The following is a 15968-nucleotide window of genomic DNA, read 5'->3' on the forward strand; positions in this document are numbered from 1 at the left end:
TGCGGGGCTTTTTATTTTCAGGCTTAAAGGGCGACGTTATAAATACGCGCCTTTTCCTTGATGTAGGCGAGATAACTGGTCGCTGTGCGCTTAGTCTTCTCATCCTTAGCAGCCTTCAAACAAGCGTTATATGCCGCTTTATACTGCTTGGTACCTAGATAAGCCAAGGTTAGCTCGAACTCGACCTCCCCCGCGCTCACGCCACCGGCAGCCAATGCTTTCTTCAGCACAGGGATCGCCGCTTTGTGTTGCTCACGCAGAGTCAGCAGGCGGGCTTGTTTAAGGTATAGCTTACCGTCGTTATTAACGGCAGCAGCCTTACCATAATATTCCGCCGCTTCCTTTAGCTCTTTCGCATTATGATAGAAGCCACCCAGGATAGACAAAGTTTTTTCATCTTCCTTAATCAGGCCACTCTTCATATGCTTTTCATAGATTTTTGCCGCACGGTATGGTGAACCATTCTGCGCCAGCAGTTGAGACAGACGCGTAATGTTACCCGCAGTCTCTAAAAATCCATTCTTATAAGCTAAGTCGTAAGTTGCTAATGACTTATCATAGCTCTCAGTCATCAAATAAAACTGCGCTAGCTGTACCCATAGACGGCCATCTTGTTGGAAGAGTGGCACCATAGTCTCTAGGACTTTAATCGCATTTTTATAATCTTTCTTGTTGAAGTAAGCAGTCAGCTTCATCTGGTATAAGCCCTTATCAGGCTTAGTGCTGATGGCCAGACCCTTATCGACAACGCTGAGTACCTTATCCCACTGCTTAAGCTCAGAATAAGCAATACCTATACGACGATACACTTGTGGATCTTCTTTACAGGTAAACTTCATCCACTCGTAGTAGTAAGGGATAGACTCTTTAAACTTCTTTTCCTGAATTAACAAGTCGGCATACAGACGCAGGGTTGCACCATGGTCTGTACCACCAAGAATGTCAGCGTCAACGGCTTGCTTCAGATACTTGATCGCCGTACCCATCTGATTTTTTTCGGCATAAAAGTTACCCAACATACGGGCAATATAGGCCTTATCAAAGTCGTCACGGGGACTCGCTTCAAGCAAAACGGCGATCGCTTCGTCGATATTGCCTTCCTGATAAGCTTCGAAAGACTTTTGGACTTTCTTTGCCGAGCTTTGGCCTACGGCCTTAGACTGGCGCTTTTCAATCGGACACTTCTCGGCGGCGTTGGCCGCTGGTGCGACGACTAGGCTTCCACCGATGGCAAGCAATAGTGCTGCTGCAAGCGTATTAACTTTTTGCATCTCTATTTGCCTCCATCAAGTTTAAAGTCTAGTTGTACCGTCATGCCTGGTTGCTTAAGGGCTTTACCGTCAACAATCTTTGGCTTGTACTTCCACTTTTTCAGTGCACGCTTAGCTTCTTTGTCGAAGATACGCTTAGGTTCAGCCTTAATCACCTGCACATCTTCAACTCCACCAAGTTCGTTGATGGTAAAGCTAAGTTGTACCCAGCCTTCCTTACCGTCACGTGCTGCCGCAATTGGATACTGAGGCTCGATACGTACGATAGGTGTTGCATCACCGTCACGAGTCATCATGTTACCCAGCTTGAAGCCAGTATTTGCAGTGCCAGCTACTACACCAGTCATGTTGAAAGACATGTTGGTGTCGATGTCTGATGAGCTATCAGGCGGTGGCGTATCTGGTAAAGGTGGCTGCTCAGGCGGTGTAGGCGGCTTAGGTTTAACCCTAGGCTTGTCCTGCACTTTCGTATCCTGTTTATCCATACTGATCTCAATAACCGGAGAATCAGTCGCAGTGTCGGCGCGTTTCGCGCCGCCACTGACCAAGAAGGCCATGAAAACAAACAGGGCGAAAGTAACAGCACCACCAACTAATAATGATACTATTCCTCTCAGCATATTAGTCTTTCCCCGCTGATACCGAAATCTTGTTGATCCCAGCTTTCTTTACATTGTCCATAACCTTGATAACAATGCCGTGTTCAGCTTCTTTATCAGCTTCGATCAATACAGCCGCTTCTGGTGATTCAGCCAACATACGTTCAACGTTTGCTGTTACACGCTCGATGTCAACCTGACGGTTTTCCATCTTAATAACGCCTGTCTTGCTCACACCAATAAAGATGTTTGCCGACTTCTGAGTTGTCGCTTGAGAAGCCTCTGGCTTGTTGTAGTCAAGGCCAGATGGCTTAATGAACGACGTTGTTACGATAAAGAAGATCAACATGATAAACACGATGTCGAGCATCGGTGTCATATCAATTTGCGCTTCTTCTTCTATACTTGAATGCTTTTTACGTGCCATGTTCAATCTCTCTCTAGTGGTGTGGCAGGCTATCTTTTAGCTTTTCCATACTGATTTTCATTTTGGCGTCCAGACGAGTACTAAAGAATACTCCCGATAACGCTGCGACCATTCCCGCCATTGTCGGCATGGTTGCCATTGAAATACCAGCTGCCATCATACGAGCATTACTCGTCCCATGAACTGCCATCACATCGAATACCTGTATCATACCGGTTACGGTACCTAGCAGACCGATCATTGGACAGATGGCTACTAAGGTTTTGATAATCAGCATACGAGCATTCATATCTTGTTTCGCTTGGGATACCCAAGCTTCACGGATACGGTGTGCATGCCAAGAGGTGGAATCCTCTCGATTGTCCCATGCGGTGATAATGTTTTTGTGCTCTTTTGGCGCAATCAGATTGAGATACCAATAGCGCTCAAGCATTAACACCCACATAAGGAACAGCACTGCCGCAACCAACCAGAGGACGTCTCCTCCGGAGGCCATGAAGCCCCTGACGGAATCCCAGATGTCCATCAGGTATAGCATCATTAGGCGTTCCTCTTCTCAGCGTGCTCGGCAACAATACCCGCACTTTGCTCTTCAAGTACTTGAACAACTGACTTGCTACGTGCAATCACGATAGCGTGCATTAGCATTAGTGGTAGTGCAGCAACCAGACCCTGTACAGTAGTCATCAGTGCCATAGAGATACCGCCTGCCATTAGCTTAGGATCACCAGTACCGAATAGCTGGATGCTTTGGAAGGTTGCAATCATACCGGTAACAGTACCCAGTAGACCCATCATAGGAGCGATAGCCGCTAGAACCTTGATGATAGAGATACGAGTCTCAAGAGCAGGAGTTTCTTTCAGAATCGCTTCGTCAAGTTTCAGCTCAAGGGTTTCAACGTCAACATCTTTGTTGTCGTGGTATGCCTTCAGTACACGGCCCAGAGGGTTGTTACCTGGGTTGTCGATGTTCTTACGCTGTGCGTTAACTTTCGCGCCAACAACATACAGAGTGACCAGACGCTCGATAGAGATCAGGGCACCTAGTACAAGCAGACCGATGATGATGTAACCGATGGTTCCACCCGCTTCGATACGCTCTTCGATAGTCGCCTTCTGAGTGAACACGTTTAGCAGTACACCACGTGCAGGGTCAACAAACAGCTTGTGAACACCAGATGTTTGGCCTTCGAAAGCCTTAACACTAGCGACTTGCTCACCACCAGGCTGCTGTGAAAGCTGCTGAACCAGACCTAGGTCGGCGTTATATACAACATACTGGCCATCGGCTAGCAAGTTGTAGGCACCAACACGAGTGATCTTAGTGTTGTGAACGTTACCATCGATACCAGTTACGGCACCGTCAAAAGTAACCACTTTGCCAGACTCGGCCATTTCGAATAGCTGCTCTTCCCAGAACTTTTCTAGCTCTTCGATTTTTGGCAGCTCTTTACGTGCACCTAGCTCGGCGATGAAAGCATCACGACCAGGGAACTGAGCGCTAACGTTTGATGAAACAAGCTTACCAGCGAAATCACCGGCTTCACCTTTAACAACACCGAACATTTCACCCAAGTCACCTTGAGCAATCTTACGGTCTTCTTCTAACTGAGCGATTTTACGCTCGTTATCGGCAAATGCTTGAGAAAGATCTTTACCGCGCTGTTCTTCAGCAGCCAATGCCGCCTTTTCACGCTTTAACAGTGCCGCTTTATCACCACGCTCGGCTTGGAACTCGGCTTCACGCTTCTTGTTTACTTTAGCAGCGTTAGCACGATCGGTTTGAACTTGCTTAAGTAGCTGGTCGATGTTCTTAGGCGCATCAGCAGCGCTCACCATGCCAGCAGTTAAAGACAGACTTGCAGCAACGATTGCTGTAGAGATTAACTTTTTCATTATTGTGCAGCCTCCGCAGCTGGGATTGGTAACGCGAACATATCTGGAGCACCCTGGCCACGGGCCTGGCGAATTGCTTTAGTAATGTTACGTAGGTAGCTATCTTCTAGCTTATCCCATGCTTTAGTCTCAGGATTGAACATCCACGCAGACTTTTGATCTAGGCTTTGTGCATAGTAGGCAACGCGACCGAAGTTGATGAAATCAACCAGGATCTCTTTACCGTCAAGCTGCAGCTTACCGGTTTCAACGTTCATCTTATAGCCGTATTCACGCTCGATGTTATAAGCATCAAGGATCAGACGGTATTTTTCAGCCAGCGTTACGTTGGCAGTGTTTAAGGTTTCACGAAGACGCTTGATACGCGATTCACGAGCTTCCTTGTTGAATGGCAGATCCAGAGCAACAAATTGCTCTAGTGCATCAACCATCTTGAACATTAGCGGTACAACGCCTTGACGTAGCTTATCAACACCATTGATGTCTTCTTGGATAAGCTTCATTGTTGCTTCTTGGTCTGCTACCAGGCCAGCTACATAATCGTTGTATGACTTAGTTGACTCACGAGTATCTGCAACTTGGCCATATTCAAACGCCATGTCTTGCGCTTGATCGTAATACTTATCAACTTTCTTCTGAGATGCAGCTGCATCCGCATGAATTTTCGCATCCGCCTTCTGAACATCAGAAAGTGGATCGGCAACCACTAAGTTACTGCCTGCTAAGGCCAGCGCGCCAATGAGCGCCGTAGCGATTTTAGTTCTATTGCTTACCTTGGACATAGTTCCCAACCAATTTGAAGTGAAAAATAAAAGGTTTAACTTAACGGTAACACGGGTTTTCTGCTTATAGTTGCATGAATTCCGTAACCTTAAGTATGCATTTCTCTTGTGATTGTTAGTTATTATCTTCCCTTTTCTACACCGATCAAGGTGTAGACCCGCAGGCATCATTTCACAAAATGTTGACCTGTGTCAACATTTGGAAACGGCTAAAACTGCTAGAAAAAGCTCTTAGGGCGTGAAAATAACACAAGAGTCGTTTTTTCAAACAAGTCAACATTTACAAATTTAATTCACATATACTGTCCCAACCAATAAAAAACACTTAAAACACTGATTTTTATAAACTTAAGTGAATAACAAAAGCAAAATATTTTGTTAACAACTTATTAACCATGCAACCTTTCCAGAAACGTTTGCATCAAATTATGTTGTGCTGGTATTACCACGCGGTCTATTTACAACATCTTTTATACAAATCATGACTTAACGCCTTCTGGTGCTAGTTCGTTTTATTTATGACTATCTTCCAACCCAGTACCTGACCATCGTGATCTTCAATCTGATTGATGCTGACCAAGTTCGCTCCCAGTTCAATTAGATTAGCTAACATGGCAGAAAGCGCCAGTTCATCTAGTGAAGCTTCGACAAGCTCGCCGAGGCGATCTTTTAAAGTATCAATTTGCTGTCGCGCAAAAGCGAGATACTCCTGCTTCTTTGCTAGCGGCCAAAACAGCCCCTGCTGAAAAAGGGTTGCCACATAAGTGAGTAATTCACTATCTTTTAACGCTCCCTCATCTGACTGAGCAAGAGTGGAGATTTCCTGATTCAATTGGTGACGTAATCGCTCGCACTCTTGGTTTTGCTTAATACGCTGGACATCTTCGGCATTAGTAAGTGTTCCCATCTGCAATATAAGCGTATCTATGGTCTGAAATACCCTTGCAATTGCCTGTTGACAGATCAGAGTCAGTATTCGCCGATTACGATTGATGATCATTGAGCGGCTATGATGTGTCACCAAACTCAGCCTGCCACCAGGACGGAGCACGCGAAGCGCCTCAGGGATAGAAAGTGCTAAATCTGAATACTCGAGACCATACTGAGAGATGACCAGATCAAAACTATTCTCTTCAAAAGGCAAATCCGAACAATCGATATGCGAGACCAACGACACATCGACCTGTTTATTTAGCGCTAATTCATCAAGATTGGTGCTAATTTTTGCAAGGTCTACACCTATTACTTCACCCTTCCGGCTCGAGTCCTTAAAAAATTGATTAAGTAACAGCGGCAGTGCCCCATTACCCGTTGCGAGATCCAGCACCTTAAAATTATCGGGTAAATCGTTAAAGTCATGATGCCAATTTGTCTCTAACACCCCCGAGTAATTGCCAGAAAAACTGTCACCAAAAGATGTAAGGTGTCCTTGCTGCCAGTATTCGTCCCAATGTTGGCTCATAATGCTCGCCCTTCAGTCTTGTAGTTATTGGCTTATTAATACCATAAAAAAAGGCCCTAAATAGGGCCTTTTTATCAGATATTTATACTAAAACTATTAGCTTACTCTTAGAACTTCAGAGTGTAGCTTGCGCGGTATTCGCGGCCATAGTTGTTGTATAGGTCAGCGTTTTCGAACTTACCGTCTGAAGATAGAACTGGATCTTCATCAGTTAGGTTGTTAACACCTAGCATGATTGAACCGAATGAACCTGCGTCATAAGTATAGTTGATGTTATGGATTAACCATGAATCAAGCTTACCTGTGTCTTTAGTTTCATAAGTTGAATCAGTGTAGTTCATGTTCCATGAAACGCGGTGATCGCCCATGGTATAAGTTGTAGTGAATACAGACTTGTACTCAGGCTGACCATTCCAACCCTTAGTATCTACAGCGCCAGCACCACCTTCAACTTCTTCGGTATATTCCAGAACGAAGCTGTTAGTCCATGACAGACCGAAGTCACCGATATCAGTTTCTAGGTTACCGTTAAATGCAACGTCAAGACCTCTGATTTGAAGTTTGTCGCCGTTACCGTAACCAGTACCGATCTCTTCTGCAGCACCAGTTGCATCACGCTTAACATAGAAAGTGTCTGTAGGAGTCAATGAACCGCTTGCGATACCTTCCATCACGTTTGTGATTGAACGCTGGCTGATAACATCATCGATCTTCAGATCGAAGTAATCAACTTTGATACCGAAGTTATCAACTACATCCCACGCAACACCCAAGTTGATGTACTCAGAAGTCTCAGGACCTAGATCCTTGTTAGCGCTGATCCAAGTATCATACTGCTTTTCAGGACACTTATCTTGTGGGATACCAGTAGCAGCACAGTATGGGTAGTCGGTACCGTCTTCAGCACTGAATGTAGTCGCAGCATATAGCTGATCAAGTGCTGGTGCACGGAAGGCTTCAGAGTAAGAAGCACGAACAACAACATTGTCCAGAGCCTGCCAACGAATAGAGGCCTTAGGTGCAACGTTATCACCGAAATCACTGTAATCATCGTAACGAGCAGCGATGTTCAGCTCAATGGTGTCAGTCAGAGGAAGAGCTGCTTCATAGAAAGCCGCCCAAACTTGACGGTCACCGCCAGCAGAGTTACCAGCACTACCACCGATCAGACCCGCTTCAGACTGTGCGTCATAAACAGAGTCATAATCTTGATCGAAGTATTCCATACCGAAGTAGTGAGCAACTTCACCACCTGGCAGCTCAAATGCGTCGAAACCGATACCAGCGTTGTACTGGTGGAAGGTCGCACGGTCTTGCGTCAGAGTCGTTGCTTTCAGGTTGTTTACACCAGCTTCTGAACCTAGATCGATGCCGTTAGCTTCGTTGTAAGCAAGACCTGAGTAACTTAGGTAGTATTCACCGATAGACTTGTTATCAGCCTTGTTGTAGTGGTAGTAGAATTCCCAAGTCGCATCGTTCCATGCGCTGATAGAACCACGAAGACCAGTCAGGTAATCTTGGTTGTAGTCATCTACGTTACCGTCACGAGTACCGATACCAACCCAACGGAAGTAACCTTTCGCTTCAACATCGAATGGGTTATGTGGATTGTCTGGTGACATGTTATTCCAAGCAGCGGCTGGAGGCGCATAACGACCGAAAGAGTTGTTCTGCGTGAACATCACACGACCAAACCACTCAACATCTTCAGCAACTTCATAGTTAGCATCGACATAAACAGTGTTACGGTCTACAGAGGCTTTGTTGAATGAAACGTTACCGTATGCATACATACATAACTCAGAACCCGCACCGAATACATCGTCACCACGTACTTTCTTAAATACGTTGTCACCGTATTGTGCAGCTAAGTCATCACACAGCGGTGAAGGCTGATAAATACCTGTGTCAGGGTGTTTTACGCTGGCACCGTAATAACTCCAGCCATCTGTTTCAGAATATGCTTGGATTACGCCATCACCGTTAAGATCACGCATCCAAGGAGCTGTGAATTCACGATCTGCATCAGAGATGCCCTTACGGTCTTGATGGTCGAATGCAAAGGTAATGTTACCCTTATCCATTTCATAACCAGCAACCACAGAGAATTCTTTACTTGTCAGGCCGCCGTCACGGTCACGAGAACCGCCACCAACGTTGAATTCGATACCTTGGAAGTTCTTCTTCATGATGATGTTAACAACACCAGCAATCGCATCAGAACCGTAAGTAGAAGAAGCACCGTCGGTTAGAATTTCGATACGCTCAACCGCCGCCATAGGAATAGCGTTAAGGTTAGCAGAAGCACCACCTAGAGTAGGTGAACCTGGGAAACGCTTGCCATCGATCAGAACTAGGGTACGGCTTGAACCAGCACCACGTAGGTTGATTGTTGCTTGAGACTGAGCAGAACTACCAGAACGCTCAGAGAATGAACCAAAAGAGTTTAAGTTACTGTTACGTAGCGCATCAGCTACTGTAAAGTTACCTTCAACTTTCATGTCATCTGCAGTGATCGTTGTTACAGGTGATGCACCTTCAAGATCACTACGCTTAATGCGTGAACCAGTAACTTCAATACGTTCAACTTTATCTGCAGCTTGCTCATCTGCCGCGAATACTGCTGGCGCAGTAAATGCCGTCATAGCTGCACCGCTAACTAGTGCGAAACGCACTGAATTAGCTAATAAGCTGTTCTTATACATGTTGTTTCTCCCTGGACTTTATTTTTTATTTTTTTGTGAAAGTAAACACAAATCAACACCAATCGTTACACTTGTGCACATTCGCCAACAAATAGAACCACATGTGAAACATTTAATCAACAATAGCATCACTATTTTCACAGATTTAATTGGTGACCGCTCAATTTGTAGACGACAGTCACAATAAGTCAGGTTTTTGTTAGCAGGAACAATTCGACAGTTTATGTACAAGAATCCCACGAATTAACTAGGCAGACAAATAAAACAAAAGATTAATCAACATAAAAACAATAACATAGTGGTTTAAGAATATTTAATCATCCAACAGCTCATACTAAATTAAGAGAGTGTTTAATTAGACACAATCAAACTAAACAACGACAAGATGTTAAATGTCTGTAGCTGTAACAAAGAGGCTTAATTGTAAATTCGCGCTGCTCATTGGGCAGAACTCATATTTTCACGTAAAGAATTGATTACAAATCAAGCAGACAGTGAAGATTAAATCGCAGTCTCCTTTAGGTAACGTCATTAGGCCATGACGCACTATCGTTAAGAGCGGACAATGAGGTGAAATGCTAACGCTAAAATAGACACATCTTAGCCATAGTGTGCAAAGAGACTTAAGTTAAATGGTGAAACAAACTCAAACTGGATAATCCCCCGATCCTTAACGGGAAAGACTTTTTGACTGAACATAAAAAAGCGCCCTATAGGCGCTTTTTTATTGGCTTATTCAAGCTTTCATTCATGATTACAGTATGAAGTATTACAGCGTGTAACGAATACCGATCGCTACACCGTCTTCTTCGAATTTAGCCTGGGCCTCTGCATCGGCACCGTCAAACTCACTGAAGTCTTTACGGCCTTCAACATAGAGTACTGTGTTGGCATCCCATACATAATGCAGACCGACCACAACGAACTGACGCTTGAACGTAGAATTAGGATCGACATTGTTTGGCTGGATCACATAGTCCTTACCCGCATCTAAGACGTTGTAAGAAACAAAGGGACGGAATCCATTATCAAACTTGTATGAGAACAGGGTTTCGACACCGTAAGAGTCTTTGATCAGACGACCCAGGTTATCGGTATCATGGTTCTCATTCTTGTTGAAGTTAGCCGCGCCATAGAAACCTTCACCATCCCAGTTCCCCCAGGTCGCACCGACACCATAAATCACATCTATGGCGGTGATCTGCTCAGAGGTCTTTCTGAAGGTGACATCAAACTCACCACGGTTGATACCGGCAGTGACAGAAAGTTTGTCGTTTACCTGGTAGGTAGCAGAAGCACCATAGGTGTAATCGTACTCAACTTCCTCTGAATCTAGCACGGGATCTTGGCTGTCCCAGCGCTCTTTACAGTCTGTAGGCAGGTTAGGATCTGCTTCGCAGGTATAGAAGGTATCGTGCTTGAGCTGCGCCTGAACGGCAAAGCTTAGATCGCCTATGCTATTACGGTACTGTACGATCTTGTCACCACGACCCACACCGTTTACCGCGCCATCGGCCTTATTGTAGGTATATACACCCGCAGCGTTACCATCCCATACGAAGCCGTAATTGGTGTTATAGACGACGTCATACCAAGCGCCCCACTGCTTACCTATGGTCAGGCTACCATAGAGATCATGAGCAATACCGACATAACCTAAACGGTTGTTAAGAAAGTCACCGCTCTTAGATTCGAAGTTACTCTCGCTGCTGTATACGATTTCGCTGTTACCGAATGGGTTAACTCCCCACTCAAGCTTAGTGAAGGCCTTCCAGCCGTCGCTCATCTCACGAGTAAAACCAAAATTGATCCGTGATGCACCGTTAACCACTTCAGTTGAACCTTGAGTGTTAATAACACGGGCATCAATAAAACCACCAATTTCTACCGCATTTTTATCGTCTTTATAGATCTCGATAGCGGATACAGCGGGGACAAAAATGACAGCCGCTAACGCTGTTGCTATTACACTCTTCTTCATCTGTTTGTCTAACCTTTTGTTATGTTCAGTCTGCTTTATCTTTTTGTGCTACATTCCGTTGTTTTATTTCGTTCCAATTTCAGCTAAAGACTAGCAAAAGATTAGCATTCCCTCAAAGACGAATATCACAATAACGGCGCTATTTTTCACCAATTTAACTTGAGAACTCCCGAAATATCAGACTTTACACTAAGCGTTAACAATTCATCACTATCTCAACAACCAGAAAACAACTAAATTAACGACATTTGCTTGGCCACAAGATTATTGAAACTAGTGTTTAAAATTGAAAGTATGGGATCAGAAATAGGCGCTATCTGTTTATCCAGATAATACTGATAATCGATCTTTCCAAGACGATGCTGTACAGGTTCTGCGCCATTTTGAGTCATCAGATAGCTAATCTTCTCGCCCCGTTTACCGTGGCTATCATCTCCACTTCGCTGACACCAGAGGGTCGCCGCCTTAACGTGAGGCGATGACTTTGCAGTATAGTCTTCTATGTTGCGCCTAAGGCGTTTGGAGAAGATTAATTTATCGTCCAGCTCGCCCTGCTGCAGCGCCTCGACGATCTGCTTTAAATAACCAAGCACATCCTGCTTGGCAAAGAGCCGATAATAAAGCTCGGCCTGCACCTCGCGCGCCAAGGGGCTCCAGTCACTCCTTACCTGCTCCATTCCCTTAAAAACCAACTTGAGACTGCGGTCATCCTGCTGGTACGCACCCACATAACGCTTCTTGGATCCCTCGGTTGACCCCCTCAATGTCGGCATGAAAAACTGCTCGAAGTGACGTTCATATTCAAGCTCTAGGTAACAGTCTAGCTTAAAGTCCTGCTTGAGCTTGCGTCGCCATTTTTCGTTGATCCTTGCGACAAGTTCCCGCGCAAAGGCATCGATATCACCGACGCGCTCTGGCGAGGAGACATGCACAAAGGTCGAATCGGTATCACCATAGATGACGGTCAATCCCTCTGCTTCAATCCATTGCTTGGTCTGTTTCATGATCTCATGGCCCCTAAGGGTTATCGAGCTTGCCAGGCGCGCATCGTGAAACACACAGCCGCGAGAACCCAGCACCCCATACAGGGAATTCATGATGATCTTTATCGCCTGGGAAAGGGGCGCATTGGCATCACGCTTCGCCTGCTCTCGCTTAGCCGACAAACTGGCGATAAGTTCGGGCAGGATGGGAGAGCCACGACTAAACTGGGCGCCCAAAAAGCCGGGCACGGTATCATTGCCTTCACTTGCTCCCTTTGCCCCAGCATTGGCCCCTTCTTTTAGTCCTTCCACCAATCCCTTAGGATCGATGAGAAAGGTTCTGATAATCGAGGGATAAAGGCTCTTAAAATCGAGCACCAATATGTGCTCATAGAGACCGGGTTTAGAGTCCATCACATAGCCGCCCGGACTTTCTATGCCATCACTTATCGGCACACTTGGCGCCACATAACCGGCGCGGTGCAGATGCGGCAGATAGAGATTATTAAACGCCGCCACCGAGGCGCCTACACGACCTAGCTCTAAACCTGTCAGGCGAGAACGTTCCATCACGAAGGCCAGCAGATCCGTTTTTTCGAAGATCTCCCACACCAGGCGACAATCGGTAATATTGTAGTGGGCCAGCGCCGCCTTATCTTGACGAAACAGCGTCACTATCTCTTCCGCCCTTTGGCTGACATCATGAATCGCCTTGCCTTCACCAAGCAGTTCCCTGGCGACAGACTCCAGGCTAAAACTCTCAAACTGATAAAAGGCCGCCTTTAACCAATCTATGCCATCGAGCACCACACGCCCGGGCAGAATTAAGGTCTCCGGCCGATATTTGTTATCTACACGCCAGGAAAGCTGAGTGCCTAGCCTGCCAAGCGTTAACGGAATATTGAGCGCCTTGGCCCTGCGATACAAAAGTGCTAAGTCAAAGGTGACCACGGCCCAACCTATGATGATGTCGGGATCATGCAGCCTGAACCAGGCCAACAAGGCCTTAATAAGCGCCGCCTCATCTGCCACAAGCTGAAGATAGTCTGGCGGCGACTCACACGCATCCCCCACCATGATCACCTTTTTGTAGGGCTCGCCGCTGGCCGATTGGCCGTACAGCCCGACACTAAAAAGCTCACCATCCATGGCACATTCGAAGTCCAACGAGACCACAGCAAGCTCAACATCTAATTCACTACGCCTGGCCCGCTCGGCAATAAAAGTCGGCATATCCTCTGCTTGATTCTGCCAGCGGCCGATAAACTCCACATCAAGGGCTATGTAACGCTCGATAAGATAACGCTGCTCGGCTCTCAGTTCAGACTCGTAAAGGGAGATCCCCTTGTCGGTAGCCACGCGGCTTAGGTGCCTAAAACTTTGATTATTGGCGAAATAGAGGGCGCTGACCGGCTCATCGTCGAAGGTGGTTAAATTAAGCGCTTCGCTGCGTATCCCACTCTCATGGTTGCCGCCGAGCAGGCTCAACTCATCCTGAGTACGACAAAAACAGATGCGCTCGCCATTGGGCACAATGACCCGAGCCGGCCCGTCGGCCGTACAGAGGTAATAATGTAATTCGCTGCCTAGGTGGTGACGGGTTAAGATCCGTCCCTTTACACTCAAAACAGGGGTATTCAAATCATGCAAGCCTGGCTATTTTCCATTTTATTTCAATATATTAGGATTACTGACGACAAATAAGTCGTGAATTCATCACATCAACTCTTCTTAGGCTATGTAATCACTGTTATTATGTACAGCATTATTTGCCAGACATAAGCCTTCATGTTATCTGCCGACGTTAAAACCCAGATCCGCACGATTTATAAAGATATTGCCGCCGCCCTGCCTAACTTCAGATCGCGTCGGGAACAAAATTATATCGTCGCAGAGATCTCCAAGACACTTGCGGGTGAATATGACAAGCACAGGCGTATCATAGTGGTCGAGGCTGGCACTGGCATAGGTAAGTCGCTGGCTTATATCTTGGGTGCAATCCCACTGGCATTGGCGAGCAAGAAAAAGGTCTGTATCGCCACGGCAACGGTTGCCCTGCAGGAGCAGCTGCTCAATAAGGACCTGCCCTTCTTCTCCAAGCAATCGGGGCTTAACTTCACCTTCGGTCTGGTAAAAGGGCGTCAGCGCTATGTCTGTCTCTCCAAGCTGGAGATGCTGATCGGTGGCGATGACGGCACTCAGATGGCCATGTGGCAGACCAAGCCCGACCATAGTCAGGTCGAGCTGTTACAAAACCTGCTCAAAGATTTTCACGAAGGACGATGGAACGGCGAGCGCGATACCCTCTCTCAACCGCTACCGGATCACCTATGGCAGCAGATCGCCTGCGATAAACACAGCTGTCATCGACAACTCGCCAGCCACAGACACTGCCCTTTCCATAAGGCCCGTGAAGATGTCGACACCTGGGATGTGCTGATCGCCAACCATAGCCTGCTGTTTGCCGATCTCGAGCTGGGCGGCGGTGTGATTCTGCCCGACCCGGAAGAGCTCTATTATGTGATCGACGAGGCACATCACCTACCGATAGTGGCCAGAGACTTCTCGAGCGCCCAGGCCACCCTGAGAGGCGCCATTGACTGGCTGGAAAAGGTCGGCAAGACCAGCGCCAAACTGCAAAACCAGCTCAAGAGCAACAACATCATAGCCCCCGCTCAGGCCATGTTGGATCACATCAACGATCTCACCAGCCTGCTCACCAGCGTCGCGCAATATTGCGATGGCCAGGCGGCGAAGTTTGATAACCCCGAGCGGCGCATCCGCTTTGAACACGGCAAGCTGCCAGCGGCCTTGACCATGCTGGCGGAAAACCTGGCCACGGCATCGAGCAGCGCGCTCAAGCAATTCAACAAAATGCTGGTGCTGCTCAACGAGGCGATTAAGGATGGCGAGCTACCTAAGCATCAATCTGAGCAGCTACTGAGCGAGACAGGCTTCATGTTACAGCGTCTGGAGAATCTGCAGAAGCTGTGGAAGATGATGGCCAAGGAAGACAGCGCCAAGGGCGCCCCCATGGCTCGCTGGGTCGAGCATCTGGTGGGCAAGCAGAGCGACTATCTATTTAACGTCTCGCCGATCGAGGTGGGTTATATGCTCGAAACCCTGCTGTGGGAGAAGGCCGCCGGCGTGGTGCTCTGTAGCGCGACTTTAAGGGCACTGAATAACTTCAACCACTTTACCCATCAGGTAGGACTCTCCATCAACGATGGCAGTCGCTATCTGGCCATGGACAGTCCGTTTGATTTCCAGCAGAACGCCACCCTCTATCTGCCCAAGATGCGCACCGAACCCACGGACGATCGCTATACCGATGAGCTGGCGGAACAGATCCTCACCCTTATCGATGGTGAGATGGCCACCCTGGTGCTGTTCGCCTCCTACTGGCAGATGGAAAAGGTGGCCGATCTGGTCAGGAGCAAGATTAAGTCGCCGCTGCTTATCCAGGGGGAGGCGTCCCGTCAGCAGCTGCTACAAGATCACAAGACGCGCTGTGACAATGGCGAGGTCAGCATCATCTTTGGTACCGGCAGTTTCTCCGAGGGTCTCGACCTTCCCGGTGACTACCTGACCAACCTTATCATCACTAAACTGCCCTTTGCCGTCCCCACCTCACCGGTGGAACAGGCGCACGCGGAATACATTAAGGCAAAAGGGGGAAATCCCTTCTTACAGCTGACTATCCCCGATGCTTCACGTAAATTAATCCAAAGTTGTGGTAGATTACTGCGTAAAGAAGAGGATTATGGCAGGATCACCATATTGGATCGCCGCTTAGTGACCAAACGCTACGGCAAGTCTCTACTGGATGCCCTGCCCCCCTTTCGACAAGTCATTGAATAGG

At 47.1% G+C, this 15968-nt stretch carries 11 protein-coding genes; 1 reads left to right on the plus strand and 10 read right to left on the minus strand.

Annotated features, from left to right (window positions below; all coding sequences use genetic code 11):
• Window positions 1-23 precede the first annotated feature (23 nt).
• The 10 genes from L1D43_RS10090 to L1D43_RS10135 form a co-directional block, all read right to left on the minus strand.
• A complete protein-coding gene (locus L1D43_RS10090; protein WP_041509412.1) occupies window positions 24-1271 on the minus strand; it encodes a hypothetical protein in 1248 nt (415 codons plus the stop codon).
• Window positions 1272-1273: 2 nt separating this feature from the next.
• Entirely contained in the window at window positions 1274-1891 is a 618-nt protein-coding gene (locus tag L1D43_RS10095) for an energy transducer TonB (protein WP_239851340.1), read from the minus strand.
• Between the two features lies 1 nt (window position 1892).
• Entirely contained in the window at window positions 1893-2297 is a 405-nt protein-coding gene (locus tag L1D43_RS10100; protein WP_239851341.1) for a biopolymer transporter ExbD, read from the minus strand.
• Window positions 2298-2310: 13 nt separating this feature from the next.
• On the minus strand, window positions 2311-2838 hold the full coding sequence (locus L1D43_RS10105; protein ID WP_082035592.1) for a MotA/TolQ/ExbB proton channel family protein: 528 nt from the start codon (window positions 2836-2838) through the stop codon (window positions 2311-2313).
• Complete coding sequence (locus tag L1D43_RS10110; protein WP_041509410.1) at window positions 2838-4193, minus strand: MotA/TolQ/ExbB proton channel family protein; 1356 nt, start codon at window positions 4191-4193, stop codon at window positions 2838-2840. The genes L1D43_RS10105 and L1D43_RS10110 overlap by 1 nt, the downstream gene beginning before the upstream one ends.
• On the minus strand, window positions 4193-4975 hold the full coding sequence (locus L1D43_RS10115; protein ID WP_239851343.1) for a DUF3450 domain-containing protein: 783 nt from the start codon (window positions 4973-4975) through the stop codon (window positions 4193-4195). Before L1D43_RS10115 ends, L1D43_RS10110 begins: the two co-directional genes overlap by 1 nt.
• 502 nt (window positions 4976-5477) lie before the next feature.
• On the minus strand, window positions 5478-6437 hold the full coding sequence (locus tag L1D43_RS10120) for a class I SAM-dependent methyltransferase (protein WP_239851345.1): 960 nt from the start codon (window positions 6435-6437) through the stop codon (window positions 5478-5480).
• A 107-nt stretch (window positions 6438-6544) separates the two neighbouring features.
• A complete protein-coding gene (locus tag L1D43_RS10125; protein ID WP_239851347.1) occupies window positions 6545-9142 on the minus strand; it encodes a TonB-dependent receptor in 2598 nt (865 codons plus the stop codon).
• A gap of 769 nt (window positions 9143-9911) precedes the next feature.
• Window positions 9912-11123, minus strand: a complete 1212-nt coding sequence (locus tag L1D43_RS10130; protein ID WP_239851349.1) for a porin — start codon at window positions 11121-11123, stop codon at window positions 9912-9914.
• Between the two features lie 233 nt (window positions 11124-11356).
• On the minus strand, window positions 11357-13732 hold the full coding sequence (locus L1D43_RS10135; protein ID WP_239851971.1) for a DNA polymerase II: 2376 nt from the start codon (window positions 13730-13732) through the stop codon (window positions 11357-11359).
• A 162-nt stretch (window positions 13733-13894) separates the two neighbouring features.
• On the opposite strand from L1D43_RS10135, the gene dinG reads away from it, so the two are divergent.
• The gene (dinG, locus tag L1D43_RS10140) at window positions 13895-15967 is read left to right on the plus strand and encodes an ATP-dependent DNA helicase DinG (protein ID WP_239851352.1); all 2073 of its coding nucleotides are present in this window, start codon (window positions 13895-13897) and stop codon (window positions 15965-15967) included.
• Window position 15968: the final 1 nt, after the last annotated feature.

The organism is Shewanella sp. Isolate8, from assembly GCF_022398495.1.
Classification (GTDB): Bacteria; Pseudomonadota; Gammaproteobacteria; order Enterobacterales; family Shewanellaceae; genus Shewanella; species Shewanella aquimarina.